This is a genomic window from Streptomyces sp. NPDC107654, assembly GCF_055639035.1.
The window spans coordinates 18,402-42,596 of sequence record NZ_JBVKBI010000040.1 but is presented as its reverse complement, the minus strand read 5'-3'; the positions used below and the strand labels follow the sequence as shown (position 1 = coordinate 42,596).

General features: G+C 71.3%; 43 protein-coding genes and 1 pseudogene. 10 read left to right on the top strand and 34 right to left on the bottom strand.

Annotation, left to right across the window (positions count from 1 at the left end):
* The 10 genes from ACZ7N4_RS37715 to ACZ7N4_RS37670 all read right to left on the bottom strand — a co-directional run.
* A partial coding sequence (locus tag ACZ7N4_RS37715) for a hypothetical protein (RefSeq protein WP_471368209.1) occupies nt 1-198 on the bottom strand: 198 nt, incomplete at its 3' end.
* Nucleotides 195-365 carry a hypothetical protein gene (locus tag ACZ7N4_RS37710; RefSeq protein ID WP_471368207.1) on the bottom strand — a complete coding sequence of 57 codons (171 nt, stop codon included), beginning with the start codon at nt 363-365 and terminating at the stop codon, nt 195-197. The genes ACZ7N4_RS37710 and ACZ7N4_RS37715, both read right to left, overlap by 4 nt.
* Nucleotides 366-401: 36 nt before the next feature.
* Entirely contained in the window at nt 402-590 is a 189-nt protein-coding gene (locus tag ACZ7N4_RS37705) for a hypothetical protein (RefSeq protein ID WP_471368205.1), read from the bottom strand.
* Nucleotides 591-607: 17 nt separating this feature from the next.
* A complete protein-coding gene (locus tag ACZ7N4_RS37700) occupies nt 608-919 on the bottom strand; it encodes a zinc finger domain-containing protein (RefSeq protein ID WP_471368203.1) in 312 nt (103 codons plus the stop codon).
* On the bottom strand, nt 916-1,188 hold the full coding sequence (locus tag ACZ7N4_RS37695) for a hypothetical protein (RefSeq protein WP_471368201.1): 273 nt from the start codon (nt 1,186-1,188) through the stop codon (nt 916-918). The genes ACZ7N4_RS37700 and ACZ7N4_RS37695 overlap by 4 nt, the downstream gene beginning before the upstream one ends.
* A 116-nt stretch (nt 1,189-1,304) precedes the next feature.
* Nucleotides 1,305-1,772, bottom strand: a complete 468-nt coding sequence (locus ACZ7N4_RS37690) for a hypothetical protein (protein WP_471368199.1) — start codon at nt 1,770-1,772, stop codon at nt 1,305-1,307.
* Complete coding sequence (locus tag ACZ7N4_RS37685; RefSeq protein WP_471368197.1) at nt 1,769-1,978, bottom strand: zinc finger domain-containing protein; 210 nt, start codon at nt 1,976-1,978, stop codon at nt 1,769-1,771. Before ACZ7N4_RS37685 ends, ACZ7N4_RS37690 begins: the two co-directional genes overlap by 4 nt.
* Nucleotides 1,918-2,211, bottom strand: a complete 294-nt coding sequence (locus ACZ7N4_RS37680) for a hypothetical protein (protein WP_471368195.1) — start codon at nt 2,209-2,211, stop codon at nt 1,918-1,920. Before ACZ7N4_RS37680 ends, ACZ7N4_RS37685 begins: the two co-directional genes overlap by 61 nt.
* Nucleotides 2,211-2,825 carry a zinc finger domain-containing protein gene (locus tag ACZ7N4_RS37675; protein WP_471368193.1) on the bottom strand — a complete coding sequence of 205 codons (615 nt, stop codon included), beginning with the start codon at nt 2,823-2,825 and terminating at the stop codon, nt 2,211-2,213. Before ACZ7N4_RS37675 ends, ACZ7N4_RS37680 begins: the two co-directional genes overlap by 1 nt.
* Nucleotides 2,822-3,748 carry a hypothetical protein gene (locus tag ACZ7N4_RS37670; RefSeq protein ID WP_471368191.1) on the bottom strand — a complete coding sequence of 309 codons (927 nt, stop codon included), beginning with the start codon at nt 3,746-3,748 and terminating at the stop codon, nt 2,822-2,824. The genes ACZ7N4_RS37675 and ACZ7N4_RS37670 overlap by 4 nt, the downstream gene beginning before the upstream one ends.
* A 137-nt stretch (nt 3,749-3,885) precedes the next feature.
* On the opposite strand from ACZ7N4_RS37670, the gene ACZ7N4_RS37665 reads away from it, so the two are divergent.
* Complete coding sequence (locus tag ACZ7N4_RS37665; protein WP_471368189.1) at nt 3,886-4,179, top strand: type II toxin-antitoxin system Phd/YefM family antitoxin; 294 nt, start codon at nt 3,886-3,888, stop codon at nt 4,177-4,179.
* A 133-nt stretch (nt 4,180-4,312) separates the two neighbouring features.
* On the opposite strand, the gene ACZ7N4_RS37660 is transcribed toward ACZ7N4_RS37665, so the two are convergent.
* The 20 genes from ACZ7N4_RS37660 to ACZ7N4_RS37565 all read right to left on the bottom strand — a co-directional run bounded on the left by ACZ7N4_RS37660 (nt 4,313) and on the right by ACZ7N4_RS37565 (nt 14,461).
* On the bottom strand, nt 4,313-4,639 hold the full coding sequence (locus tag ACZ7N4_RS37660; protein WP_471368187.1) for a hypothetical protein: 327 nt from the start codon (nt 4,637-4,639) through the stop codon (nt 4,313-4,315).
* Nucleotides 4,636-4,818, bottom strand: a complete 183-nt coding sequence (locus ACZ7N4_RS37655; protein ID WP_471368185.1) for a helix-turn-helix domain-containing protein — start codon at nt 4,816-4,818, stop codon at nt 4,636-4,638. Before ACZ7N4_RS37655 ends, ACZ7N4_RS37660 begins: the two co-directional genes overlap by 4 nt.
* A gap of 166 nt (nt 4,819-4,984) precedes the next feature.
* A complete protein-coding gene (locus ACZ7N4_RS37650) occupies nt 4,985-5,548 on the bottom strand; it encodes a WhiB family transcriptional regulator (protein ID WP_471368183.1) in 564 nt (187 codons plus the stop codon).
* Nucleotides 5,545-5,952, bottom strand: coding sequence for a hypothetical protein (locus ACZ7N4_RS37645; protein WP_471368181.1), 408 nt, complete (start codon nt 5,950-5,952; stop codon nt 5,545-5,547). The genes ACZ7N4_RS37650 and ACZ7N4_RS37645 overlap by 4 nt, the downstream gene beginning before the upstream one ends.
* A gap of 26 nt (nt 5,953-5,978) precedes the next feature.
* Nucleotides 5,979-7,682 (bottom strand): DNA cytosine methyltransferase, encoded by a 1,704-nt coding sequence (locus ACZ7N4_RS37640; protein ID WP_471368179.1) that lies wholly within the window; start codon nt 7,680-7,682, stop codon nt 5,979-5,981.
* Nucleotides 7,682-8,062: a hypothetical protein gene (locus tag ACZ7N4_RS37635; protein WP_471368176.1), complete on the bottom strand. Its 381-nt coding sequence runs from the start codon at nt 8,060-8,062 to the stop codon at nt 7,682-7,684. The genes ACZ7N4_RS37640 and ACZ7N4_RS37635 overlap by 1 nt, the downstream gene beginning before the upstream one ends.
* Nucleotides 8,059-8,319, bottom strand: a complete 261-nt coding sequence (locus ACZ7N4_RS37630) for a hypothetical protein (protein WP_471368174.1) — start codon at nt 8,317-8,319, stop codon at nt 8,059-8,061. The genes ACZ7N4_RS37635 and ACZ7N4_RS37630 overlap by 4 nt, the downstream gene beginning before the upstream one ends.
* Nucleotides 8,316-8,531: a hypothetical protein gene (locus ACZ7N4_RS37625; RefSeq protein ID WP_471368171.1), complete on the bottom strand. Its 216-nt coding sequence runs from the start codon at nt 8,529-8,531 to the stop codon at nt 8,316-8,318. Before ACZ7N4_RS37625 ends, ACZ7N4_RS37630 begins: the two co-directional genes overlap by 4 nt.
* The gene (locus ACZ7N4_RS37620; protein WP_471368169.1) at nt 8,528-8,878 is read right to left on the bottom strand and encodes a hypothetical protein; all 351 of its coding nucleotides are present in this window, start codon (nt 8,876-8,878) and stop codon (nt 8,528-8,530) included. The genes ACZ7N4_RS37625 and ACZ7N4_RS37620 overlap by 4 nt, the downstream gene beginning before the upstream one ends.
* Nucleotides 8,878-9,603: an exonuclease domain-containing protein gene (locus ACZ7N4_RS37615; RefSeq protein ID WP_471368167.1), complete on the bottom strand. Its 726-nt coding sequence runs from the start codon at nt 9,601-9,603 to the stop codon at nt 8,878-8,880. The genes ACZ7N4_RS37620 and ACZ7N4_RS37615 overlap by 1 nt, the downstream gene beginning before the upstream one ends.
* Complete coding sequence (locus ACZ7N4_RS37610) at nt 9,600-10,130, bottom strand: hypothetical protein (RefSeq protein WP_471368165.1); 531 nt, start codon at nt 10,128-10,130, stop codon at nt 9,600-9,602. Before ACZ7N4_RS37610 ends, ACZ7N4_RS37615 begins: the two co-directional genes overlap by 4 nt.
* Nucleotides 10,131-10,191: 61 nt before the next feature.
* Nucleotides 10,192-11,343, bottom strand: a complete 1,152-nt coding sequence (bet, locus tag ACZ7N4_RS37605) for a phage recombination protein Bet (RefSeq protein ID WP_471368163.1) — start codon at nt 11,341-11,343, stop codon at nt 10,192-10,194.
* On the bottom strand, nt 11,340-11,567 hold the full coding sequence (locus ACZ7N4_RS37600) for a hypothetical protein (protein ID WP_471368161.1): 228 nt from the start codon (nt 11,565-11,567) through the stop codon (nt 11,340-11,342). Before ACZ7N4_RS37600 ends, bet begins: the two co-directional genes overlap by 4 nt.
* Nucleotides 11,564-11,830 (bottom strand): hypothetical protein, encoded by a 267-nt coding sequence (locus ACZ7N4_RS37595; RefSeq protein ID WP_471368159.1) that lies wholly within the window; start codon nt 11,828-11,830, stop codon nt 11,564-11,566. Before ACZ7N4_RS37595 ends, ACZ7N4_RS37600 begins: the two co-directional genes overlap by 4 nt.
* Nucleotides 11,827-12,027: a hypothetical protein gene (locus tag ACZ7N4_RS37590; RefSeq protein ID WP_471368158.1), complete on the bottom strand. Its 201-nt coding sequence runs from the start codon at nt 12,025-12,027 to the stop codon at nt 11,827-11,829. Before ACZ7N4_RS37590 ends, ACZ7N4_RS37595 begins: the two co-directional genes overlap by 4 nt.
* Nucleotides 12,024-12,380, bottom strand: a complete 357-nt coding sequence (locus ACZ7N4_RS37585) for a hypothetical protein (RefSeq protein ID WP_471368157.1) — start codon at nt 12,378-12,380, stop codon at nt 12,024-12,026. Before ACZ7N4_RS37585 ends, ACZ7N4_RS37590 begins: the two co-directional genes overlap by 4 nt.
* A 217-nt stretch (nt 12,381-12,597) precedes the next feature.
* A complete protein-coding gene (locus ACZ7N4_RS37580; protein ID WP_471368156.1) occupies nt 12,598-13,350 on the bottom strand; it encodes a hypothetical protein in 753 nt (250 codons plus the stop codon).
* An 11-nt stretch (nt 13,351-13,361) separates the two neighbouring features.
* On the bottom strand, nt 13,362-13,766 hold the full coding sequence (locus tag ACZ7N4_RS37575; protein WP_471368154.1) for a hypothetical protein: 405 nt from the start codon (nt 13,764-13,766) through the stop codon (nt 13,362-13,364).
* Nucleotides 13,767-13,848: 82 nt separating this feature from the next.
* A complete protein-coding gene (locus ACZ7N4_RS37570; protein ID WP_471368152.1) occupies nt 13,849-14,208 on the bottom strand; it encodes a hypothetical protein in 360 nt (119 codons plus the stop codon).
* On the bottom strand, nt 14,168-14,461 hold the full coding sequence (locus ACZ7N4_RS37565) for a helix-turn-helix domain-containing protein (RefSeq protein ID WP_471368150.1): 294 nt from the start codon (nt 14,459-14,461) through the stop codon (nt 14,168-14,170). Before ACZ7N4_RS37565 ends, ACZ7N4_RS37570 begins: the two co-directional genes overlap by 41 nt.
* Nucleotides 14,462-14,645: 184 nt before the next feature.
* Between ACZ7N4_RS37565 and ACZ7N4_RS37560 the strand changes: the two genes are divergently transcribed.
* The 5 genes and pseudogenes from ACZ7N4_RS37560 (at nt 14,646) to ACZ7N4_RS37540 (ending at nt 17,462) form a co-directional block, all read left to right on the top strand.
* The gene (locus ACZ7N4_RS37560) at nt 14,646-15,110 is read left to right on the top strand and encodes an LSm family protein (protein WP_471368147.1); all 465 of its coding nucleotides are present in this window, start codon (nt 14,646-14,648) and stop codon (nt 15,108-15,110) included.
* 146 nt (nt 15,111-15,256) lie between these two features.
* Nucleotides 15,257-15,463, top strand: a complete 207-nt coding sequence (locus ACZ7N4_RS37555) for a hypothetical protein (protein ID WP_471368145.1) — start codon at nt 15,257-15,259, stop codon at nt 15,461-15,463.
* An 86-nt stretch (nt 15,464-15,549) separates the two neighbouring features.
* The gene (locus tag ACZ7N4_RS37550; protein ID WP_471368143.1) at nt 15,550-16,953 is read left to right on the top strand and encodes an integrase; all 1,404 of its coding nucleotides are present in this window, start codon (nt 15,550-15,552) and stop codon (nt 16,951-16,953) included.
* Nucleotides 16,935-17,087, top strand: a pseudogene (locus ACZ7N4_RS37545) (undecaprenyl-diphosphatase); the annotation flags it as partial. The gene ACZ7N4_RS37550 and the pseudogene ACZ7N4_RS37545, both read left to right, overlap by 19 nt.
* A 195-nt stretch (nt 17,088-17,282) precedes the next feature.
* Nucleotides 17,283-17,462 carry a hypothetical protein gene (locus ACZ7N4_RS37540; protein ID WP_471368141.1) on the top strand — a complete coding sequence of 60 codons (180 nt, stop codon included), beginning with the start codon at nt 17,283-17,285 and terminating at the stop codon, nt 17,460-17,462.
* A gap of 20 nt (nt 17,463-17,482) precedes the next feature.
* Here the strand turns inward: ACZ7N4_RS37540 and ACZ7N4_RS37535 are convergent, their stop codons facing one another.
* Entirely contained in the window at nt 17,483-18,082 is a 600-nt protein-coding gene (locus ACZ7N4_RS37535; RefSeq protein ID WP_471368211.1) for a DUF4291 domain-containing protein, read from the bottom strand.
* A gap of 107 nt (nt 18,083-18,189) precedes the next feature.
* On the opposite strand from ACZ7N4_RS37535, the gene ACZ7N4_RS37530 reads away from it, so the two are divergent.
* Both ACZ7N4_RS37530 and lnt read left to right on the top strand, forming a co-directional pair.
* The gene (locus ACZ7N4_RS37530; protein ID WP_471368139.1) at nt 18,190-18,684 is read left to right on the top strand and encodes a nuclear transport factor 2 family protein; all 495 of its coding nucleotides are present in this window, start codon (nt 18,190-18,192) and stop codon (nt 18,682-18,684) included.
* Nucleotides 18,685-18,745: 61 nt separating this feature from the next.
* On the top strand, nt 18,746-20,320 hold the full coding sequence (gene lnt / locus ACZ7N4_RS37525) for an apolipoprotein N-acyltransferase (protein WP_471368137.1): 1,575 nt from the start codon (nt 18,746-18,748) through the stop codon (nt 20,318-20,320).
* Here lnt and ACZ7N4_RS37520 read toward each other — a convergent pair.
* Both ACZ7N4_RS37520 and ACZ7N4_RS37515 read right to left on the bottom strand, forming a co-directional pair.
* Entirely contained in the window at nt 20,238-21,149 is a 912-nt protein-coding gene (locus tag ACZ7N4_RS37520; RefSeq protein ID WP_471368135.1) for a Gfo/Idh/MocA family protein, read from the bottom strand. The genes lnt and ACZ7N4_RS37520 overlap by 83 nt on opposite strands.
* Nucleotides 21,146-22,333, bottom strand: coding sequence for an FAD-dependent monooxygenase (locus ACZ7N4_RS37515; protein WP_471368132.1), 1,188 nt, complete (start codon nt 22,331-22,333; stop codon nt 21,146-21,148). Before ACZ7N4_RS37515 ends, ACZ7N4_RS37520 begins: the two co-directional genes overlap by 4 nt.
* Nucleotides 22,334-22,408: 75 nt before the next feature.
* Between ACZ7N4_RS37515 and ACZ7N4_RS37510 the strand changes: the two genes are divergently transcribed.
* Both ACZ7N4_RS37510 and ACZ7N4_RS37505 read left to right on the top strand, forming a co-directional pair.
* Nucleotides 22,409-23,023: a TetR/AcrR family transcriptional regulator gene (locus tag ACZ7N4_RS37510; RefSeq protein WP_471368130.1), complete on the top strand. Its 615-nt coding sequence runs from the start codon at nt 22,409-22,411 to the stop codon at nt 23,021-23,023.
* 114 nt (nt 23,024-23,137) lie between these two features.
* A complete protein-coding gene (locus ACZ7N4_RS37505; RefSeq protein ID WP_471368128.1) occupies nt 23,138-23,584 on the top strand; it encodes a hypothetical protein in 447 nt (148 codons plus the stop codon).
* A gap of 90 nt (nt 23,585-23,674) precedes the next feature.
* On the opposite strand, the gene ACZ7N4_RS37500 is transcribed toward ACZ7N4_RS37505, so the two are convergent.
* Nucleotides 23,675-24,148 carry a hypothetical protein gene (locus tag ACZ7N4_RS37500; RefSeq protein ID WP_471368126.1) on the bottom strand — a complete coding sequence of 158 codons (474 nt, stop codon included), beginning with the start codon at nt 24,146-24,148 and terminating at the stop codon, nt 23,675-23,677.
* Nucleotides 24,149-24,195 lie beyond the last annotated feature (47 nt).

Here is a 24,195-nt window from a genome sequence, read left to right as displayed (position 1 = left end):
CTCCTCGAACCCGTCCTCCGCGGTCTGGAAGCGGGAGTGGGTGGCGCAGACGGTTTCCTCGCGGACCTCGTCGCAGTACGACTCCTCCAGCCCGTTGGGTCCGCCCTCGGCGGAGTGCTCGTGGTCGCACTCCAGGTCGAGGCAGTAGACGTCTCCGGTGAGGACGGTGGTCGGGCGGCAGGCGGTCTCGGTGGTCACGTTGTCTCCTCTGTGCGTGCGGTGCGTTGGTCCTGCATGCGCTGTTTGATCTGCTGCTGGGTGGGCTGCTCCCAGGTGTGCCAGCCGATGGGCGGCTTCCATCTGCGGGCGTGCTCGCGGGCGTTGATGCCACACCAGCGGCAGCCGGACGGTGCGGGGATCTGCACGGTGCTCCTTGTGGCGGTGGTGGGGTGTGCGGCGGGCTAGGCGGCGGCTTGGCCGTGGATGACGCGGAGCTTCGGCTTGCGCGGACGGCGGGGCGCGAGGGCTGCTTCGAGTTCGGCGCGGTGGGCGGCCTGCTCTTCAGGCGTCCAGGCGGGTGCCGGCTCGGCGCTGTCTCGGCGGGCGGGTCGGGCGTGGCCGAACGTGCCGGTCGGGATGGCCTCGGCCATGAGGCGTTCGTATGCGTTCATGCGGCGGTGGCCTCGGCTTCCTGGTAGCGGCGTGCGTGGACGGTGGTGCGGGGGCGTCCGGCGTCGTGGCAGGGCGTGGTGGGCTCGACCTGGCATTCGGGGCAGCAGGCCGTCTGTTGGGCCCATGCGGATACGCGGCGGGGGTGGGGTTCGGGCAGCAGCCGGCCGGTGGTACGGAGGACGCACGGCTTGCCGGGCTGGGCTTTGCAGTGGGGGCAGGCGACCGCTCGTGCGGGGTGTCCGGCGGTGCTGTGGATGAGGGTGCGGAGGCTGGGGGGCATGGGGGCGCCGGGCTTGCGGACGGTCATCGGGCGGTCTCCCATCGCGGGCAGTTGGTGTGGAGTCCCTTACTGAGGTCGCGGTTCTCGTCGCAGCTCTCGGGCCAGCCGGGGTGTTCGGGGTAGGGGCTGTCCGGGTCGGCGGGCTCGAAGTGGGTGCAGGTCTTGCAGCCGCGCGCTTCGGGGTTCTGCCAGCAGCGGGCGATGTGGGCGCTGGCGGCGGACTTCTTGGCCCAGGTGCGGCGGCAGTGGGGGCACTGGTGCCGGATCACCTGGAGGGCGATGGGTTGGGTGGTCATCGCTGAGGCTCCTTGCTGAGCGTCCTTGCAGGGCCAGCGGTTGCCGCACGCGCACCAGTGGCATCCGTCCAGCGGGTCCGGCACCTTGTCGAAGTGCCGCGTTGCGGGGCGGGCGTTCATGCGGTCTCCTCGGTGATGCCGGCGATCAGGTGGATCTCCCAGTCGTCTGCGCCGTAGGCGCATTCGGTCCAGGTGCCCTTGAAGAACCGCCAGCCGAGTGCGGTCAGCTCGCTGTCTTCCGGGTGGGTGGTGACGGTGTCGCAGCGGAACTGCCAGTCCGTGCCGTCATCGATGTGGGTGTACGTGCGGCCCGGCTCGAAGAAGCGTGGCGTGCTACCGGTGGGCAGTAGGTCGTTGTTCGGGCGGACGGCGCCACGCGAGATCTTGCACGCCAGCGAGGTGATGAGGACGGCCCGTCCGGCGTCTGCCTTGGTGCCGGTGGCGCGGTGCTCGCGGGCCTTCTTGCCCAGCCATCGGGTGACCTCGGCGAGTACCTCGGTGCGGTGGGCGTCGAGGTACTCGTCCAGGCGGTAGGAGGTTCGGCCGCTTTCGAAGAGGCGGTGGATGGCGGCGCGCGGGTTCATGCGGTCTCCTCGGTGTGGGGCTGGAGGGCGGTGGTGTGGCGGTTTTCGTGTGGTGCGCGTTCGCGGCCTCGGTCGGTGCGGCAGGGGCGGCCTACGCCGGCGTGGCAGGTGGGGCAGGTGACGCCGAGCGGGCCGGGGTAGACGGTCACTGGTCCACCGCCGGCATGTCGGGGAGGGCCAGGCACTCGGTGTCCGGCGGACGCCATCCGGCGTCGAGGAGACGGGCAACGATCCGGCGAGCCGTCTCCTCGGACGTACCGTCACCGAACCCGGGAAACGTCCGCGGGTCCTCGGCACGGGCCTCGGTAACTGCGAGCAGGGCGTCGACGTGGGAGACGATCCACTGCTCAGCGATCTCGATGCCGGTCCGGCCATTCTCGTAGTGCATGCGGTCGATCTCGCATGCGACGAGGTTCATGCGGGGGTCGGTGGCGTCCATCAGGCGGTCTCCTCTTCGGGCTGGTTGGGGGTGGAGGCGGTGCGGCGGGCCGGGTGCGGGGGGCGTTCCTTGCCACCAGGGGTTCGGCACGGACGGCCGATCGCGGCGGAGCACTTCGGGCACTGGCGTCCGAGAGGTCCGGGGCGCTGTATGCGGGGCCGCTCGGTCGGGGTGTCGTCCGTGTCGGGGACGGGGCGTCCGACGCTGCTCAAGAGTGCGCGTGTTGGTGCTGACGGAGAGCCGGTGAGGGCCGGGCGGGCTGGCGGGGTGTTGCCGCTGGCGGTGGCTTCGAGTTGGTCGCGAAGCCGCTTGAGGTAGTTCGGGTCGCGGTCGCCGGGCGGTGGTTCGTAGACGAAGTTCTCCAGCCGCTCGTTGCGGATCTTCCGGGCGAGGCTGATGACGTCGGGGGTGGTGACGCGGCGCCGTTGGTCGGGCTGGAGGCCGGCCATCTCGACGGCGTAGAAGCGGGTGAGGGCGGCTTCGGCGTCGCGGTAGGTGACGCCTGCTGCGTTGAGGTCGGCGTGCCAGGCGAGGAGGTCGGCGTCGCCGACGGTGCGCTGGTCTCTGGCGGCGGCGAGTCCGAGGAGTCTTCCGGCTTCCTCGTAGCTGATCATCGGTTCTCCTGGGTTTGTGCGTCGGCGAGGGCTTGGAGGCGGCGGCCGGCTTCGATGGCTTGCTGGACGCGCTGGTCGGTGGTGGAGGGGCGAGGGGCCATGCCGGGCTGCCAGCCGCCGGACACCGCGCGGAGGGGCGGGCGTTCGACGCCGGGGGGTGGCAGGGGCGGGAGTTCGCTCCAACCGCGCATGAAGTACTTGGCGGAGTCGACGTTTGTGCGGGATGCGGACTTGACGGCGTGGTCGATGAGGGCGGGCACGCCGGACTTCTCGATCAGTGCGAGGACCGGGAACCACTGGTCGCCCCTGAAGGGCCAGCGAACGACGACGCCTGCTGCGGTGAGACCGTCTACGAGGGGGCGCGCGTTGTCGGGGATGCCGTAGGCGTGGCGTCCGGCGGCGGGCGTCTCCTGCTTGCTAGCTGAGGGGGTAGTTGAGGAGGGGAAGAGAGGGGTAGGGGTCCCGGATTCCGGGACACTGACGTCCCGGATTTCCTGACACTGAGACGGTTCAGTGTCCGCATTTTCGGGACACTGGGCGTTCGCGTCAGTGTCCGCATTTTCGGGACCCTGAGAGCCGTCAGTGTCCCGGTTCTCGGGACCCTGAGACGGGGCCTCAGTGTCAGGGATTCCGGGACACTGAGGCACGGTGAACGCGGGGATCTTGTACTTCGCCGTGCCGTTCTTCTGGCCAGCGTTCAGCTTCGTGAGCGCGCCCTTGGCGATCAGCGACTTGATGACGGCGTAGAGCTGCGAGCGGCTGAGCTTGGCGCCGCGGAGCACCTCAGGCCGTTCGACGCTGTTCCACGTGATGCGGGTGTCGTCGTTGGCGTCCTCGGCCAGGACGACCAGGAGGAGCTTCTCCCGGTGCGTCAGGGCTTCGGGGGCGCTGGTGAGCACCTCAACGATCAGGCGGATTCCCACGAAGGTCTTCTCTCGTTCGTGCTGGTCAGGGCATGGCGAAGAAGGCCCCTTGTTCAGGGCGGTCGGTGCCTCCGACCTACCCCCGAATTGTACAACGCGACGCACATGAATGTTGGGTTGCTGTGTATCCTGAGCGCATGAGCCAGCCCGCCGAGAAGCGCATGGGCGTGTCCGACGCCCGCGCGAACATGACCGACGTCATTGCCGAGGTACGTCTCCTCGGCACCCCCGTCGTGCTCACCCGGCGGGACAAGCCCCAAGCGGTCCTGATCTCGGTGGACACCTACGACGAGGCCAAGACGCTGCGCCGCGTCGTGGAGAAGCTGAAGGCGGAGGACGCCGACCTGTACGAGAAGCTGCTCGCCGAGGCCACGGTGAAGAGGCGAACCGTGAAGGTGCGCCGGCGCTCCGACGACGAAGATGTGCTCTGACACCGTTCCCCTCCCCTCTCTCCGTGCCCCGCACCGTGCTGGTGCGGGGCTGTGCTTTACTGGCCGATGGGTGCGCCGCAGCCCTTGCAGAACCCGGCGTTCGGCGGCACCGTCCCGCCGCACCGCGGGCAGCTCACGCGACCCGACCCGCCTGCGCCGCCCGGGTGCCTCTCCAGACCGCGACCGCGGACTTCTCCCCCGTCGGCCGACTGCTGCGGTCGAACCCGCAGTGCTCGAGGACTCCGTCGCGGACGAGGGACTGGGTGAAGTTCCCCCAGTCCGCTCGAGGACAGGGCGGCTCGGGTAGCTCGTTGTCCGCGGCGACCTCGTAGGTGGTGAAGCGGCGACCGGTGCGCGCGGCCTCGAGGAACGCAGGGCGGATGCGGTCGCACCACGAGTGGTAGTCCAGGCCCTGCGCGGGCACCGTGCCGTCGAGCGCGGGCTGGACCGGGGCGGTCACCGGACACCGCCGCGGGCGCGGATCCGGACGCCGGCCTCGATCAGCAGGGTGCGGGTGGTGCCGTAGGAGTAGCCGATCTGCCGGGCGACCGACTGGATCGTGCAGCCCTCCATGTACAGGCGAGCCGCCTTGCTGCGCAGGTGTATTCGGGTGGTACCGGTGATCGGGCGACCGGTCATGGGGTGTCCTCCTCCGTCGGTGGGCGGGGCGTGTAGGCGGGTGGTGGTTCGGGGAGCCCCTTGGCCCGCCAGGGGCTGTGCGTCGAGCACAGCCACCCGGCGGGGTACAAGCGGACCGGGCCCTCATGCGGGGCAGGAATGTCACAGACGGGCTCGGAGGCCTCGGTCACGCGACGGCCGGCAGACCGGCGCCGCGGCGCTCGGCGCTGTCCGAGAGGTGCTCCGGGCGCACACAGTCCGGGCTGCCGCAGTTACGCCGTACCGCGCCCTCCGGTGCACGTCCGCGGCCGACGATGAACGCGAGCTGGGCGGGCGTGTACGCGCGGCCCTTGAACTTGGGCTTGTTGGTGCCGACCCACGTGAGGTGATCACCGAACGCGGCGATCGTGCTCTCCTCGAACAGACCCCGCATCGTCCTCGGCTGCGGCTGCCTGGCACCGCGCAGGCGCCTGTAGGTCTCGCGGGTGGTCAGCTTCCACTGGACAGCCATCCGGCGGACGCCGCGGCGCTCGTCCTCGTTGAGGCCGCCGTACACGCCGAACTGGATGTCCTCGTCCAGGGCGAACTGCAGGCACTCCTCAACCACCGGGCAGCTGCGGCAGACAGCCCTCGCGGTCTCCTCCGAGAGGGCGCTGAAGAACAGCTCCGGGTCGTAGGACTGGCAGGCGCTGCGGGTCCGCCAGTCCGTCTTGCGGGCGGTGTCGGGGACGCTGCCGATGTAGTTGCTCATGCTGCTTCTGCTCCGAAGATCGCGTTGTACTGGTCCCGCATGGGCTGGTCCTCGACGTGCTCGGGCTTCACGCACGGCGGCCATCCGCAGCCGGCCATGACGTGCCCCTGGGGCTCCCGGCCGGTGGCGAGTCGGAAGGCGATGCGGCGGGCGGCGTACTCGATGCCCTGGTTTTTGATCACGGGGTGAACGCCCTCGCGCCAGAACCCGGTCCACGCGAGGTGACCGTCATCAGTCGGGCGAGTACGGACGGTCCAGGCGTCTTCCAGGCGGATGGGGGTGCGCTGGTAGCGGGGGAGGTCGAGTTCGGCACGGATCCGTGCGACTCGTGCCGGCCTGGTGCGCAGGGCGCGGCAGATGTACTTGTCGGAGTGGCCCTCTCGGAGGAGAGTCACAACGTCCACGCGGCTGCTGTTCGGGCGACCAGGCATCAGACAGCCGCCCCCATCACCGGCTGCGCGTACCGGTCGATCTCCTCGCCGGTGATGGCCTCCACCAGAGCGCAGACCAGGACCTCGGCGGCATTCGGGGTGACGGCGTTGCCGTACTGGCGGACCTTCTCCCGCTTGTTGCCGAGGACGACGTAGCTGTCGGCGAAGCTCATGGCCCGGCCGATCTCGTGCGGCTCCAGCATCCGGAACAGGACGTCGTTGATGTCGACCTCGCCGCGGACCAAGGCATACCGGTCGCGGGTCGTCAGCGCGCCGATCGGCTCGTTCACGGACCGCGGGCCACCGTTGCCGTAGTACGGGACGAGCATGTGCTCCCACGTCAGCAGCGACTGGTGACCGGCCGTCGTCATCGTCCGGAACGGCTCGGCTGGCGAGGTGCAGTGCTCGCCGCCGTCACCCTTGCTGCCGTTGTTCCGCATCACCATGGCGGGCATCGGCGGAACGACCAGACCGTGGTGGTTGCCGGACGCTGTGACCGTGGCGAGCGACTCACCAACGGATCGGGCGACCGATCCACCGCCGCGGAGTTCGGCGATGAACGGCAGCCATGCCAGGCCGGTCTCGTTCCGGGTCGTCATGGCCCGCAGCGGAGCGTGCGCCGACGTAGCGCTCTTTCCGTCCCGGCCCTCCACGGGCACCATCAACGGCGGCACCATCAGCGCGTCGTTCTCCCGGGTGGTCCGCGCGGGCATCGGCTCCCCGACAGAGACCGCGGCGTCCCTCCACGTTCCGCCGGCCGGGACCATCATCGGCACCGGGCGGGCGAACTTCTTCAGCCCCGCCTCGATGCGTCGGAGGGTCTTCTCCGCGAGAGGCTTGGCACGGTCCCCGATCCGCTGCCCCGGGATGGACCAGTCGATCGCCACGGCGGCGGGCAGCGCCTCCGGCTCGACCATCTGGTTGCGGCAGCGGGTGTTCGGGCACCGATAAACGTACTGCTGCCGGTAGCGGCCCATGTCCCGCTTCGGGTCCTTGAACACCTGCATGGCCTGCACGAAGGCGTCGCAGCCGGAACACCAGGCTCGCGGACGCAGCCACTTGTCCCAGTCAGGGTTCCGCCCCAGACTCTCGTGCCAGTAGCCCACGTACAGGCGGTCCCGGGACTGGGGAGCAGCGTGCACCGACCGCGGGTGCGCGTGCATCGAGTTCAGGGCGATGATCCGGGTCTTGTAGCCGAGCTTGTGGATCTCGCCGAGCCACCGGTCCCACTGGTCCCAGGCGCGGACGTCGGTGACGTTCTCCACGATGCCGGCCTTCACGAGACCACCGCGCTCCTGCACGCCGCGCAGGTACAGCGGCACCTCCTCCATCAGCGCCCGGGACTCCTCTTCCGGGGACGGCTCATCGTCCTCGTCGGCCACGGCGAGCAGATCCAGGAGGCTGCCCTGCATGGCGCCGACGAAGTCCCGCTTCTTGCCCTTGGCGACGGACCAGTTCGTGCACTCGGGGGACGCCCAGAAGATGTCGGTGACAGGCCAGTCCCAGACGGGCGCCTTGCGGATGTCGCCCTGGTAGTGGCTGGTGGTCGGGAAGTTCGCGGCGTGCGACTCGATCGCGAGGCGCCAGTGGTTAGCGGCCCGCTCCACCCGCACGCCGGGTACGGCGTGGACTCCCTGAGAAGAGCCGCCAGCCCCGCAGAACCAGTCCATGACGGTGAGCGCGTCAGTGTCGTGGCGGTACATCAGGCGGCCTCACCCTCGTTGCCGACAGGGATGACGGTCTGGATGTCGAGGGCGCGGGCGAGGAGGGCGGTGAACTGGGCGCCGGTCATGGTGACGTAGCCGTCCGCGGCCGACGCCTTCCCGGTCCGCTTGTGCCAGACCACGCCCAGCCACGCGCCGTCGTTCTGCCGCTCGACCTCGGTCTCCTCGATCCAGCCGGCGAGGTTCCGGGAAGCGGTGTTCTTCGCCTCGATGACGACGCCGACCACACCGGCGATGTCCCCGCGGTCCTTCGCGGCACCGGCGAGGCGGCGCTCGGCGAACGGCCAGCCCGCCGCCTTCAGGTGCTCCACGATGGCGCGCTCCCAGGCGCTGCCCTTGGCCTTGTTGCGGCTGGTCACTGGTCCCCCTTGCGGACGTCGTTGAGGAGTCGGTCGAGGCCGGCAGAGAGCTGCGGGTCCGAGGCGATGACCTCGGCGAGGTGGGCGCCGACCTCTTCCCACAACCGGTCCGGGCCGACCTCGCCGCGGCGGTCGCGCCAGCTGGTGACGGCGCTGTAGATGAGCAGGCCGACGAAAACCCCCAGGGGGATCGCGGCGAGGAGGACGTACGCGTACACGGCGCCGATGAGCCGCTGCTCGATGTCGTGCGGGCTCATCGGTCGCCCCCGATCAGGTGGCCGACCGTGCACAGCAGCAGCTGCCCGCGGGCGACGACGACGGTCCGCACCCCGCACTCCCGGCAGTGCACGGTCTGGCGGCGGTGCCGGCCCCGCACCGGCGCCGGGCGCACCGCCCAGCGCACGGCCGCGGTCGCCAGGACGAGGGAGCCCATGAGCGAGGCGACGCCGATCGTGATCTCCGGGGTCACGACGCCACCCCCTGCGCGGCCTGAAGCGCGGCGAGCTGCTCGTGTGCCGCGGCGAGCTCGCGCTCCAGGACGACGTTCGTCCAGTGCAACTCCAGGCACTGCGCGTCCAGCGAACGCCGGGCCCGCTCCGACAAGTCCAGCTGCTGCTGGAGCCGGGCATCACCCGTGGCCGGATGCACCGAGACCGGGGTGGTGGGGTGCTCGTCCTGCTCGTGGGCGACCTGCGACTGCAGACGCTCGATCGCGGCAGCCTGCCGGGCCACCTTGTCCTCGGCCTCCTGCCGGCGGCGGGACTCCACCTTGAGAGCGCGGTTGAGGTCTTCGTACTTCGCCTTGGAGACCAGCATCACTGGCCCTCCCTTCGCTGGGTCGGGATGGTGAGGGGCCAGGCCGGGTCACACACCGCGGTCGGCTTCGTGCGGCGCAGGTACTCCTGCAGCGACGCCTGCTGCTCCGCACGCCAAGCCTTCTGAGCCGCGTACAGCTGCTTCGGGCCCATCTCTTCAAGCTGCGGATAGCGGCGGTACAGGGCGTCCGCGATCCCGAGCGCCGCGGTCGCGTCGGCGTCTGCGATGTGCCAGTCAGTGAGCTGCACGCCGTAGTGCTCGGCCACCGTCTGGAGCTTGCGGCTGCCCTTGCGGTACCGATCGACCTGCTTGTCTACGACGAGGGGATCGAGCAGGGTGTACGGCTCGTCCATGTGGATCCGGTCGGCGACCGGGCGCAGGCCGTGCCGCAGGAGTTCGTGGTGCAGCACGGACCAGTCGTAGGCGGTGTTGTAGGCGACGATCGGCATGCCGTAGTCGATGGCCTTCGCCAGCGTGTCGGCGATCTCCTCCAGTGCCGACGTAGGGTCCTGGCCTTCGGCCTGCGCCCTCTCGTCGGTGATGCCATGGATGGCGGTGGTCTCGGAGGGGATCGGCACACCAGGGTTGATCAGCCAGGTCTGCACTCGGTCCGGGCTGACGCCGCCGCGGCCGACGAGGGCGGCAGTGATGATGCGGGCCTCGGCCGGGTTGGTCGACGTGGTTTCCGTGTCCCAGGCGATGCGGCGGGAGTCGAGGTACTTCACGCGGCACCCCCGGCGGTCAACTCGGGCAGTACCGCGGCGGTGAGGCGGCCCTCGCGCCAGGCCTGCATGACCTGGTTCCGGCCGTCCTTCTTGAAGCGCACGTTGTGGGTACGGGCCCGCGCGGGGGCGATCTGTACGCCGGGCACCTCGTGGATGACGCCCGTCTCCGGGTCGGCGTACTCGGCGGCGCCGGCGGCGGTCATCTCCTGCAGCAGCCGATCGGTGAACGCCTTCCGGACGGTGGTGATGAACTTCCGCTCGATCTCCGTGCCGTAGTTGGCGAGGACCCAGGCGGTGAATGCCTCCTCGTCCACGACCTTCGCGGCGGCCTCACCGGAGGACAGGCTGACGGTGGCGATGTCCGGGCCGTCCGGCAGGGCGACGGCGACCTGGCGGACACCGGTGGTCTCGGCGGCGGCTTCGAGCGCGGCGCGGGTCTCGGCGCGGGCGGCCTTGTACTCGGCTTCCACGACGTCGAGGAGCGTCTTCAGCGCGGCCTCGCGCGCTGCTGCTTCCTTCAGGTTCATGGGTGTGGTCTCCTTGGGCGGGGCGCCCCGATAGCCGCGGGGCGCCCCTCGTGTGCGGCGGTTAGGCGGCGGAGCCGGTGAGGATCGCGGTCATCTCGCGCAGCTGTTGGACGCCGGCCTGGCCGATGGGCAGGCCGTAGGAGCGCTCGAACTCCTCATCGAGGTTGTCGATCCCGACACTCGCGGCGGCGGCGCGGAGGGCACGCTCGGCGGCGTCGGCTTCGGTCTCGCCCTCGGCAACGACCTCCGCATCCGGCACGTCGTTGGACGGTTCCAAGTCGTCGGAGTAGACGGCGGCAGAGGCCTCGGCGGCGGCCCGCGCGGGCTCGGCGAGCTGCTGGCCACGGGCGATCAGGTACGCGCCGAGCTCCAGCAACTCCCGGTCAACCTTCACCGTCTCGGCGAGCAGCCCGGCGCCGTGCGCCTGTCGGTACAGCTCCTTGATCGCGGCCTGGTTGGTCGTCGTCCCTGCGACGTCGGCGATGTCCTGCGCGGGCTGCGAGCGTCCGCGCATGGCCGGTGCCCCCGTCTGCCCGGCGTCCGGGCCGGGCGTGGCCCACGGGTCGGCTTCGCCCCGCTGCACGCTGCGGAGATGCCGGTCGCTGGGCGTCGGGTTGTCGGCCTGCGCCATCTCCTCGGCTGTGTACACCCCGGCCAGGTCGTGCGGGAACGCCATGCGTAGCGCCAACGCCTCCGCGCACTTCGCCGTCATGGTCGCGGGCATCTTCACCCACAGCCCCGACGGCTCCCCGCCCTTCTTCGTCTGGACGTACTCCGAGTAGCGGGCCACAGCCGAGAACCGCATCCCGTTGCGGATCACGGTTACCTTCGCGGCAGCCGGCGGTGCGTCTGCCAGCCAGACGTCCCGCCACTGGCCGGACTTGTCGCACCACAGGGTGTCCTCGTAACCGAGCGTCTGACCTGCCTCAGCCGCCGCACGGTGCGCGATGACGCGGTATCCGTCGATGCTGGTCTGCGGGGTGTACACCTTGCGCTGCTGCTTGTTGTCCCATCGGCCGATGAGGTAGATCTGCCGGGAGAACGGGTCGAGCCGGGTGCGCTGGCAGAGGTGGAGGAACGCGGACAACTCGGCGGGAGCCACCTGGTTGTCAATGCCGGACTGCTGAAGGACAGCCGCTTGTTGCGGGGTCCAGTCGGTCTGGTCGGGGCGGATGGCGAGCGCGCCGCCCCCCTTTGTGATCTCGGCGCTCACGAGCGCACGTCCTTCCTGAGGGTGTAGAAGCGGTCGTCCACCGAGCCGTGCTCGGCGAGCTGGCCGTGGCGGGCGAGGTACTGCAGATCACGGCGGGCCGTCGTCCGGGACGGACCCCAACCGTTGGCCCGGTACAGGGCCATGACCTCACCGGTGCGGACCTCTCCCGGCAGGGAGCGAATCGTGTCGAGGAGCCGCGTGCGGCGCTGACGGGCGGCGCTCACGCGGCGCCCCCGGTGTAGCGGGCGTGGACGCGGGTCCCGTCCTCGATCAGTTCGGTCCGGGACTCGTACGCCCCGGCCGGCAGGTACGGGGTGCTGTCGTCCGGGTTGCCGATCGGGTAGCCGCACCGGATACGGCGCGCAAGGTTGTCGGCGCTGATGCTGTTGCGGTAATCACCGACGACGAGCCACACGCCGGGCTGCTCGCGGAGGGAGCGGGCGGTCTGCTTGTGGTCAGCGCGAGGGCGCTTGGCGAGACGGCTCACCGGGCACCTCCCGGGATCCAGCCGGGGTAGTCGGCCTCGCAGGAGCAGGCCTCCGGGTGGTCGCAGGCGAGCCGGGCGAACGCCGCGTCCACGAGCCCCTCGGCGGGGTCCATCTGGTGGCGGGCCTCGGCGGCGATACCGGCGGCGAGACGCTGCCGGGCGACGAGCGCCGTGATCTCAGGCTGAAGCGCGGTCATGCCGCCACACCCCCCTCGTGCTGCGACGGGACCCGGCGCTGCGGGTTGAAGCGGTCCAGCCGCTCCATCACCGCGGACAGCTCCTCGTGGAGCCGGCGCGCGTCCGGGATCCCCACCTCGACCTGCGCGGTGTCCATCCCGGCGGCGTCCTCGACCTGCTCGATCGCGGCGTCCAGCTCGCCCTCCCGGGCGATGCCCTGCACCACGGCGGCGAGTTCGTCCAGGGCGTCGAGGATCTCGTCGCGGGCCTTCGGCTCGGCCCACGACTGCACGAGCTGGATGAGGGTGTCGGTGCGGATCTGGTCGACGCGGAGCACGCCGTGCAGGTGGTTCGCGCCGAGGCTGAAGCTCATGCCCGGCTTCTTCGAGTGGTTCATCGGGTGGCCTTTCGGCGATGGCGGCCAGCAGCCGCAGAAGAAGAAGGAGAGACGGGGAGGTGGCCGGCCCGTGCCCAATGCGGGACACGTGGTGCAGGAGCGGGGCGGCGGGGACGAGGCGGGAGCGGGGTCTCGGCGGCCAGCTGCAACAGCCACAGGCCGAGAAACCCGAACGCCGTACCCAACAGCCACATCACGGCGCGTCCGGACCGGGCGCGGTGTTGTGGGCGTGCTGCGCCTCGGCGATCGCCCGCCAGCGGCTGCAGGTGTCCTCGATCTCGACCAGCGCGTTTCTGTGGCCGACCGCGTCGGCGAGGTCGGCCAGGAACTCGGCCCGGTCCTCGTCATCCATGAGCCGCGCCCACGGGAGCGCTGGCGGGTACGAGCTGCGCTCGACCAGTCCCTCGGCCGCCGCGCGGACCGACGCCACCCACTCGGGCACCGGCAGCGGGTTCTCCCACCGGGCGGCCTGCTGCTCGGCCTTCTCACACAGCGTCAGTACCGAATCGAGGCAGCGGGAGAGGTAGGCCATCTCCTCCGCGATCGTCGGCTCCTTGCCGACGTACTTCGTGCGCTCCGTCTCCAACTGGGCGACCCGGGCCCGCAGCTCCTCGACCTGCGCCCGATGCTGCTCCCGCTCACTGAGCAGCGTCAGCCGCACCGTGCTACGCCCACGCTGCGCGGACGTCAACGCGTCCCAAAGCCGCGCGCTCACCCGCTCCTCAGCCGCCAACAGCCCACGCAGCCGCGCGGACTCCTCGTGCTCCCGCCGCAGCTCAACCACCGCACGCTCGGCCACCTGCACCGCGTCCGACGACACCGACGCCAGATCCTTCGCGGCCTCCGGGGACATCAGCAGGCCCGCCGACTCCAGCGCCAGCGCGATCCCCGCCGGCGTCCTGTTCTGCTGCATCGCGGCGAGGATCACCCCGGCCGCAGAGTTCACGCTGCGGGTATTCATCGCTTCACCGCCGCGCGGATCCAGTCCATGACCAGCTCACCCGCGGGGACCGGCACCGACACCAGCACCGACGCCGTCGACCCGTCCTCACGCGGTTCCGTCTGCGTGTGCAGCGTCCACAGCTCCACACCCTCGAACTCCGGCGACACGTGGATCTCGCCGCCCAGGACCCGCAGCCACTCGCCGAGGTCGTCCACGTCCGAGACCATCACGTGCACCGACTCCGGGCGCGGGATCCGCACCGGCGCCGGCAGGAAGAAGGCGTCGATCACGTAGTCGACAGCGCGGGCGTTGTTCTGCTGGGCGCGGACGCGTGCCATCAGCGCGTCCGGCAGCGGCGCTTGGGGCAGCGTCATCACCAGGGTGCTGCGGCCGGGGAGGTCGGTAGGATTCGTGCTCAAGGTGATCCACTCCTTGCTGTAGTGCAGTGGGTTGCCTGTGGGGTCGTCTCCGGGTCGCATCCGGGGCGGCCCCGACGTTCGTTCAGGAGCCGGCGAGGGCGAGCGCCTTACGGCGGCGGGGGCGGCCGGTGGAGACCGGCATCTGCTCCTTCGCCCTGAGCCGGGCCTCGGTCTCCTCGCGGGCGATCTCGTCAATGACGATGAGGTCGGACTCGCTGAAGACCAGTTCGCGGCCCATGTAACGGCCCGGGAAGCGGCGGCCCTTGCTGCCGTCGAGCGGCCGGTTGAAGCCGTCGCGGAGCCAGCGCTGGCCGGTCGTGTCCTTCGGCTTGTCCGGGTCGGTGAGTCCGAGTCGGATCGCAGCCGCCCGGACGTTGTAGAAGCGCTCCAGGACCGGCAGTTCAGCCGGGGTGGGGGCGAGCGGCGCCTTCCTGGCGGCCATCGGTGTCCTTCCTGTGCGGCTCCCCGGGTGGGGCGAGGAGTCGCGGGTCGTCGGGCTGGATGTGCAGGGCGGTGCGGAGTCCCGCGTACGTGGGGGGCCGCATGTGCTGCTTGGCGCCGACTTCCAGCTCGGTGAGGAAGCTCTTGCTGATGCCGGCGGCTTCGGCGCACTTGGCCAGGGACATGCCGAGGTCCTTGCGGCGTGTGCGGATTGCCGCCCCATCCACCTGGAAGGTGGGTTGGGGTCTGTCCATGCACTGAAGGTAGCGGACGGATGTTTCGGAAACTAGCGGTACGCGCGAGTAACTTAGCGGTAGCGAGAGTTTCCGCTAGTAGACGTGAGTGAACGGGAGTTACTTCCCGCCCACTTACCGCTGCTTACAGTCACGGAGCGGGGCGTACCTAGCGGTCGCTAGCGGTCGCTGGCATCATGTCGACATGACCACCCCCAGTGGCGACGCCGCCCGCCACCTGCAGAAACTCGCCGCGCTTGTCACGCAGCGACGAGTCGCGCTCGGCTTCGCCAGCAAGGAAGCCGCAGCTGAGGCGTGCGATATCTCGCATACGACGTACCGGAAGATTGAGTTCGGCCGGCCGGTGCGCGGCACGAGCTACGCCAAGCTCGAACTCGGCTTCGGCTTCCGCCCGGGGTCCATCAAAGCCGTGATCGAGGGGTCAGCGGACTCCATCACCCTTGAGGACGGCACAGAGTTGATCGAGGGCGGACAGGTTACGCGCGTCGACCCGACGACCCTTGAGGCCACCCTTCGGGATGTGGTGCGCAGCTCTGCCACGCTGACGAATCCCGAGATGACTCTGGGTCAAGTTGAGGCCATGAATCAGCGAATTGTGGAGGAGCTGCGAAGGCGCGGACTGCTGCCGGAGGCCTCTCACCAGCAGTGACACCGGAAGTTCACTTCGTACGTTACGGAACTGTGACCAAAACAAGTTGGTGAATCCTCAATCACCACTACCCCCACACACACTCCCCGTGCCACGCTTCTGACTCACCACCTGGGGGTCACCCAAGAAGGACGGGGGGACCTGTTATGGCGACAGTTGTCACGTACGACGAGCCCGGATTCATGGCCCGGGTCATCGACACGGCGGGGGGACTCGTCTGCATCCTGGCCACCGCAGCAGCCACCGACGGCGTGATTCAGGCACGCATACGGCGACTGATGTCCGGCCAGGGAATCGACTGCACCACCTGCGCCGAATGCCCCGTCGGGCAGCAGGCGATTCAGGCAGAGTAGGGACAGTCAGCACGCGGAGGCCGGCGGCAGGGGTGCTACGCCGGCACATCCGTGCATCACGCCACCACCACATCGGGGGTTGACGCATGCCCTATCCCGAGCAACGCGGGAACAAATGGCGAGTCCGGTGGAACACCGGCAAGAAGCACCCAGACACCGGCCGCTGGATCTACGACAGCCAGGGCGGGTTCGACACCCGCGAGGACGCTGTCGCCTACGGCCTGGACCGCGAGTCCGACATCCGCAACGACCGCTACACCAGCCGCCGCGACGGCGCCATCCCCATGCGCGAGTACTGCCGCACCTGGCAGCAGACCATCCGTGTCGGCCATCTCCGGAAACGCAACATCGCGTCGTACATCCGGCTCTACATCGAGCCCCGCTGGGGCGATACCGCCGTTGCCGACATCAAGCCTTCCGCGTACCGGGCCTGGGAGTTGTGGCTGGAAGACCAGCCGAACATCGGCGACCGGTACCGCGGTGAAATCCTCCTCGTGTTCAGCATGATGATGGACGACGCCGTCGCCGACGGGCTGCGCGCCTCCTCTCCCGTGCAGAAGAAGCGGCGCCGCGGCGTGTACAAGAAGAAGCCGCGCGAGCGGAAGCGGCCCATGGCCATCGAGGACGTCCACCAGCTCGCCTGCAACGCGCTCGCGTTCTGGGGGTTCCCGGGCTACGTGTACGTGTGGACCTCGGCGATGACCGGCATGCGCCCGGCCGAGCTGTACGGCCTACGCCGCGAGTACTGCCACCCCAACTGGCCTGCCTCTGACCCCCTTGATGACGCCAGCGAGAGGGATCGTCGTGAGCGGCACGCCGACGATCTGGAGCGGTACGGGCCCGGCGCGATGCCGGCGCTGCGCGTGCAGTACCAGCATCAGCGACTGGAAGGCACGGGCCCGGCTGGTCTGTATCCTCCGAAGTACGAGTCGCGTCGGACGCTCGTGATCCCGTCGTTCCTGGCGGAGCTGCTGGAGATGCTGCTCGCATCTCATGAGTCCGAGTGGGTGTTTACGTCAATCAATGGCGGCCCGCTGATCAACGCGAACTTCACCTACCACTACTGGCGGAAGTTCGCCGACGGGCGGGATGCCCGGGAAGAGTTCGACCGGATCCGGCTCGGGCAGCACCAGGTCGTGGACTCCCGGCGCCCGGTTCCCGATCTGCCAGCTGTTCCGGCCTGGAAGGGCAAGCGGCAGTACTTGATGCGGCATGGGCACAAGGAGTGGCTTGACGAGGACTTCGAGCACGGGCGTGTGGCGGTTGAGTCCCGGATGGGTCATGAGGTGGCGGGTGTTGAGGGGTTGTACTCGAATGTGACGCCGTCGATGGAGAAGGGGATCGCTGCCGCGTTGCAGGCTCGGTGGGAGCGGTTCGTGGTGACGTTGCCGGAGGGGTGGGAGCCGCCTCCGTCTCCCACTCCTCTCCCAGTGGATCTTGCGGAGTGGGTGAAGTTGCAGGTCAAAGCCGCTCGGGCAAAGTCGTCATAGGTTTGTTCATGAAGTGGATCTCCAACAAGAGCTTCATGCCGTTCGTCTGGTACCGCGTCGCCCTCGGCATCGCGATCATCGCCCTCGTCGGCGCGGGCGCCCTGAGCCCGCACGCGGCGGAGTCGGCGGGCTGACGGCCCGCTCCACCGCCCCTGTTTCGGACATCTTCGGTACGGCCGCGACCCGCCCGCGACCTGGGCAACGCCCGGGTGAGACCAGGCAGTTCACGGCCGGCGAAGTGCCGCCGGGCGGTGGCGGTGACCAACCCCATACCTTCTGCGTAGCCACGCGGTAGCGGGCTGTCAGTGCCTGCCCCTAGGCTGGTCCGCATGTCCCCCGAATCCCCGCCCCGTGGTTCCGTGCGGTCTGCCGCCGAGGTGAACGAGCAGATCCGGGCGCTGTGGCTGCGTGCGGGCGGCACCCTGTCGGCCCAGGAGCGCGCGGAGTACGAGCTGTTGGTGATCGAGTGGGCCGCGGCGATCCGCGCGCGGGTCATCGAGGCGGCCTGACAGCCGCGGACGCCGTGCGGCTACGCCCGCAGGTGCGCCAGCGCCTCGTCGGGTGCCGGGTACGGCGTCTCCCGCGGCAACAGCCCGCTCGCCCGCTCCGGTTCACCGGCCCGCACCAGCGCGCGGATCTCCGTGGCCAGCGGGGTGACGTCCTCGATACCGACGATCCACTCGTCGGCGTACCGGGCCGCCGCCTCCCCGGAGAGGCCCAGCTGCAGGGAGCGGTACGGCAGCGGGTTCAGGTGCAGGTCCCGCTCCGGGTCCCACTGCACCCGGGCCGGGCTGCTCCGCAGCTGCCGCTTCCAGGCGTCCTGGTCCGTGTGGAGCGCGGGCACGTAGTGGGACAGGCAGGCATGGCGCAGCGCCCACTCGAAGCCCTCGCGGCTGATGTCGACGGCGAGGACGGTCTCCTGGCCCTCCTTCGTGCCCCAGCCGCAGCGGTACATCATCCAGAGGAAGGAGGGCTTGATCCAGGTCATCCGGTCCCGCTTCCAGGTGGACGGGAACCGTCCGGTGCGGGCGGCCGGACGGCCGATCCCCGGGGGATAGGCCTGGTACACGGTGACCGTGCTGTCGGTGTACCGGGCACGGATACGGAACGCCGGCTCGGCCGCGGTCATTTCATCGTTCACGGGAACAGCCTCGGCCGCCGCACACGTCACGCACCACCGAATATTCACCCCGCACACCTCTTGGCTCCGGCCCCGGCGTGCCCAACACTTGGCCGATGACGCAGCGTACGGAGTTCGCGACGGTGAGGGACCGGCTGGCCGTGGACGACCTGGTCACCGCGTACGCGGTGGCGGTGGACGACGGCGACTGGACGGCGTACCGGGACCTGTTCACGGCGGACGGCCGGGCCGACTACCGTTCGGCGGGCGGGATCGAGGGCGACGCGGGCCGGGTCGCCGCCTGGCTCGCCGAGAGCCTGGCCCGGTTCGCCATGCGCCAGCACCTGATCGTCAACCGCCAGGTGCGCTTCGGCGTCCTGGACCAGGACACCGGCGACACCGCCCGCGTCCGCGCCGACTACCTCAACCCCATGCGCCTCGACCCCCCGCGCCCCGCCTCCGCCGACGGCTCCGCCGCCCCGGACCTGGAGTGCGGCGGACGGTACGACTTCGGGCTCCTGCGCACACCGGAGGGCTGGCGGCTGAGCGAGGTCGTCGTCCACGAGAAGTGGCGCCGGACGCCCCACCACCGGCCGCCCCACCCGGGCTGAAACGCGCACCGCCCCGCATCCGTGCGCACACTGGAGCCATTGCTGGGTAGGGAGGCTCCCTATGAGGATGATCGACCGCTGGCCGGCCTCCCCGTGGCGCCGCTCGGCCGCCGCGGCCCTGGCCGGCGCCCTTCCCGTGCTCGCGTTCCCCGCTCCCTCCCTGTGGTGGTTCGCCTACGTCGCCCTGGTGCCGTGGATCCTGCTGGCCCGCTCGGCGCCGACCGGGCGGCGGGCCCTGTACGACGGCTGGTGGGGCGGCATCGGCTTCCTGGTGGCGGTGCACCACTGGCTGCTGCCCAGCCTGCACGTGTTCATCTTCCTGATCGCCGCGCTGCTGGGCCTGCTCTGGGCGCCGTGGGGCTGGCTGGTTCGCCGGTACCTGGGCGGGGCGCCGTCCCCGGGCCGGGCGGCCGTCGCGCTGCTGGTGCTGCCGTCGGGCTGGCTCGCGGTGGAACTGGTCCGGTCCTGGCAGGGCCTCGGCGGGCCGTGGGGGATGCTCGGTGCCAGCCAGTGGCAGGTGGAACCGGCGCTGCGGCTGGCCTCGGTCGGCGGGGTGTGGCTGCTCAGCTTCCTGGTGGTGGCCGTCAACGTCGCCGTGGCCGTGCTGCTCGCCGTCCGCGAGTCACGGGTGCCGGCCGTGGCCTCGCTGGTCGCCACGGCCGCCGCCACCTCGGCCGCGTGGGCGTGGGCGCCGCGCCCGGACGTCGACCAGCGGGTGCGGATCGCCGTCGTACAGCCGGGGATCGTGGCCGGACAGGGCAGCGGCGACAAGCGGTTCGACCGGGAGGAGCGGCTGACCCGGCGGCTCGCCGGACAGGACGTCGACCTGGTCATGTGGGGCGAGTCCAGCGTCGGCTTCGACCTGGACGACCGCCCCGACCTGGCCCGGCGGCTGACCGCGCTGTCCCGCGAGACCGGTGCCGACGTGCTGGTGAACGTGGACGCCCGCCGCTCCGACCGGCCCGGCATATACAAGAGTTCGGTCCTGGTCGGCCCGCACGGCCTGACCGGCGACCGGTACGACAAGATGCGGCTGGTGCCGTTCGGCGAGTACATACCCGCCCGTTCGCTGCTCGGCTGGGCCACCTCGGTGGGCCGGGCCGCCGGCGAGGACCGGCGGCGTGGCACCGGGCAGACCGTGATGGACGTCGGGCACGGGCTGCGCGTCGGCCCGCTGGTCTGCTTCGAGACCGCGTTCCCCGACATGAGCCGGCACCTCGCCGAGGACGGCGCCGACATCCTCCTCGGCCAGTCCTCCACCTCGTCCTTCCAGCACACCTGGGCGCCGGAGCAGCACGCCTCGCTGGCCGCGCTGCGGGCCGCCGAGACCGGCCGGCCGGTGGTGCACGCCACGCTCACCGGCGTCTCGGCGGTGTACGGCCCGGGCGGGCAGCGCCTCGGCCCGTGGCTCGGCACCGGCGCGAACACCGCACGGGTGTACGACGTACCGCTCGCGCACGGCGTCACGCCGTACGTCCGCCACGGCGACTGGCCGGTGCACGCCGCGCTGCTGGTGCTGGTCGCGCTGGGCGTGACCGAGGGGGCGCGGGCGCTCAGGCCGCGCCGCAGCGCTCCTGAACCGCTCGCACCACCCGCTCGCACAGCTCGTGAGTCGCCAGCGCGTCCCTCGCGCTGAGCACCTGCCCGGCCCGTACGGCGTCGAGGAAGGCGAGGACCGCCTGCTCGATGCCGCGCTGCCGGGCCACCGGCACCCAGTCGCCGCGCCGGCGCACCGTGGGCTGCCCCTTGTGGTCGATCATCTCCGCCAGGTTGACCACCTGGCGCTTGGTGTCCTGCCCGGACACCTCCAGGATCTCCTCGCTCGAGCCGCTGAGCCGGTTCATCATCCCGACGGCGGTGAAGCCGTCACCGGCGAGCTGGAGCACGAGGTGGTGGACCAGGCCGTCCTCGACGCGGGCCCGGACGGTCATGTCCTCGACGGGGCCCGGCACCAGAAAGCGCAGGGTGTCGACGACGTGGATGAAGTCGTCCAGGACCATCGAGCGGGGTTCCTCCGGCAGCCCGATCCGGTTCTTCTGCATGAGGATCAGCTCGCGCGGGTGGTCCAGGCACTGGAGGTACCCGGGGGCGTACCGGCGGTTGAAGCCGACGAACAGCGGGACGCCGCGCCGCTCGGCCAGGTCGACCAGCCGCTCGGAGTCGGCAAGCCGGTGCGCGAGCGGCTTGTCCACGTACGTCGGCACGCCGGCCTCCAGCAGCCGGGTGACGATCTCGGGGTGCACGGCGGTCGGCGCGTGCACGAAGGCCGCGTCGAGGCCGGCGGCGAGCAGCGAGTCCAGGGTGGCGTGACACTGCCCGCGCGGCAGGTGCAGGGTGTCGGCGACCCGGTCCAGGGTGGCGGGCGTACGGGTCTGCAGGTGCAGTTCGACTTCCGGCTGCGTGCCCAGCACCGGCAGGTAGGCCTTCTGCGCGATGTCCCCGAGTCCGATGCAGCCGACTTTCACGTGTTCTCCCTACCGCGTGCCTGCGTGGTGCTGCCGGAAGCATACGGGGGGCGCCAGTCGGCGATGCCGTCGAAGCTCCGCAGGAAGAGCGCCGGTCCGGCCTGTGACAGGGCGGCCAGGGCCGTGTCGCGTACGGCCGTGACGGCCCGGTTGCCGGTCATGTTGAGGCGGGCGACCCGGACGGCCCGGCGGGCGATCGCGGTCGTCCGGGGAAGGCGGTCGGCGGTGTAGGCGGCGAGGTCCGGGCCGTGGTGGGCGAGGACGACGGCGTCCTCGACGGCCTGGTTGCCGCCCTGGCCGAGGGTCGGGGGCATGGCGTGGGCGGCGTCGCCGAGGAGGACGGTCCGGCCCGAGTGGTAGGCCGGCAGGGGCTGGGCGAGGTGGTGGACGTCGTGCCGGAGCACGTCCTCGGGGCGGGCGGCGGCGAGCACGGCGGGGACCGGGTGGTGCCAGTCGCCGTAGCGGCGCAGGAGTTCGGCCCTCTCGTCGTCCGGGGCCCGCTCCCCCGCCCGCGCGGTGGCCGCCGCGTAGGCGTAGACCCGGCCGTCCTTGAGGGGATGGGTGCCCCAGATGCGGCCGCGGCCCCAGGTCTCGTGCGAGGCGAACTCCGCGCCGGGCACCGGGACGAGCAGCCGCCAGGTGGTGAATCCCGCGTACACGGGCCCGGGACGGTCGGGGAAGAGGGCGGCGCGGACCCGCGAGTCGATGCCGTCCGCGCCGACGACCAGGTCGGCCTCCAGGTCTTCCTCGCCGGCGGTCACGCGGGCGGGCCGGGTCCGGTCGCCGGGGTCGGCGAGGGACGCGGTCGTCGCGGTGCGGACGGTGCCGGGCGGGAGCAGGGCGGCGAGCCGGCCCACGAGGGTGACCCGGGGCAGCAGGACCAGGGGGCCGCCGAAACGGGCGGCGGCGGCCTCGGCGCTGGAGCGGGAGAGCCAGCGCCCGCCGGGGGTGCGCACTCCCCCATCGCCCTGCCAGGCGGCCAGGTCGCGGATCTCCTCGCCGATGCCGAGGACGTCCAGGGCGCGCAGGGCGTTCGGGGCGAGCGAGATGGCCGCGCCGGCGGGGGCGAGGGCGGGTGCCCGCTCCAGCACGGTCACGGACCAGCCCTCGAGGTGCAGGGCGGCCGCGGCGGCCAGCCCTCCGATTCCGCCGCCGATGACGACGGCGCGTGCCGAACGAGTCATGACCCCTCCTCGCGACTACACCTGTAGTACACGGCGACTCTACTACAGCCGTAGTGAGCAGGATAGGGTCGCCCCATGTCTCCAGCCGGCCCCAGCACCTCCCGCGCCGATCTCGTCGCCGACACCTCCCTCGCCCTGCTCGCCGAGCGCGGCATGCGCGGGCTGACCCACCGGGCGGTGGACGAGGCGGCCGGGCTGCCCCCGGGCTCGACGTCGAACGTGGCGCGCACCCGGCAGGCCCTGCTGGAACTCGCCGTACGCCGGCACGCGGAACGGGAGGCCCGGGTGCTGGCGCTGGAGGAGATGCCGGACCCCAGCGCCGGACCCGCGGCGCTGGCGGACGGGCTGGCACGCGCGGTGCACCGCTCGCTGAGCCGCCACCGCGATCTGCTGATCGCCCGGTACGAACTGGCGCTGGAAGCCACTCGCCGCCCCGAGCTGCGCGCCTTCTACGACCGGACCGGCGCCGTCTTCAGGGAACAGCTGGCCGCGATGCTCACCGCGGCGGGATCGGCCGACCCGGACCGCCATGTGCTGTCCCTGGTCGCCTGGGCGGACGGGCTGCTGTTCTCCTGCGCGGCCGGTTCGTTCAGCAGCCGGACACCGGACCTGGAGGAGATCCGCACGGGGCTGCGGGAGCTGCTCGGGAGCCTGCTGGGGGCGCGGCTCGACGGCGCCGCCGGAGCCTGAACGTCAGCCCCGGCACCGCGGTGCCCTCCGCACGGGGCATGCAATCACCCGTACGGGCGCATCCGGCTCGGCTGCCCGGTGCCGAGCCGCGATGGAGCCAGCAGAGTTGCGCGGGTGTATCGAACCACGACGACCGCAGCGCTTCTGGTCACCGTGGCCGTCTCGGCCCTCACCGGCTGTGTGACGGTACGGCACCCGGCGACGGCACCGGCGGACACCGCGCCCTCCGGGCCGACCGCGCCCCGCCCGGACGGCAGCGCGGAACCCCGGGTGGTCCAGGCACCGGCCCGCGAGGCACTGGAGATGGCCGGCCCGTCCCGGCACCCGGCGCGTTCCGGGCCCCCCGTCCGGCGCCGCGCCCAGCCCGCACCCGGGTCCCCGCACCGGCCCCCCGCCCCGGCCGACGCCCCGCGCCCGGCGCGCACCGGATCACCGCAGCCCGCCTCGCCGACCCGGCGCTTCGCACCGGCCCCGGACGTCTGCGCCCTGGGCACGAGGTACGGCGGCCGGCAGAAGGAGGACCCCGAGGCGAGGTTCTGCGCACGGACCTACGACCGTTGACCCGCGCTCCGTCACAGGCGCGGGGCCGTGTCGAGGTGCGGGTCCGCCGGACGACGGGACGTCGACCGGGTGCGGCCCCCGCCGGCGAAGCTACCCGCCCTCCCCCAACCGCACCGCCAGCCGGCTGATCGCGGACCGCACCCCCGCGCCGTAACCGTCGTCGGCGAGGGTGCCCGCGGCCGAGCGGGCCCGGCGCAGGTGGCTGCGGGCGGCCTCGGCGCGGCCCAGTTTCACGTAGTCTGCGGCCAGGTTGAGGTGCAGGGAGGGGAGGAAGCCCTGCACGCTCGCCGGGTCACCGCCCGCACGGCCGTCGGCCAGCTCCTCCGCCGCCGACAGCGCCCGCAGGTCCCAGGCGAGTTCGTCCGCCGGGTCGTCCTGGGTGTCGGCCAGGTAGTGGGCCAGGGTGCACCGGTACAGGGGGTCGCCCTCCTCGCCGATCTCGGCCCACAGGTCCAGCAAGCGGCTGCGGGCCTCCTCGCGGTCGCCCCCGTGGTGCAGCATGACGACCTGTCCGATCCGCGTCGGCACGGCGTCCGGCGCCGCCTGCTCCTGTCGCTCCACCACAAGTGCCCTCCGGACCGTCGGCAATGGGTCGGTCCGACGCTAACCGG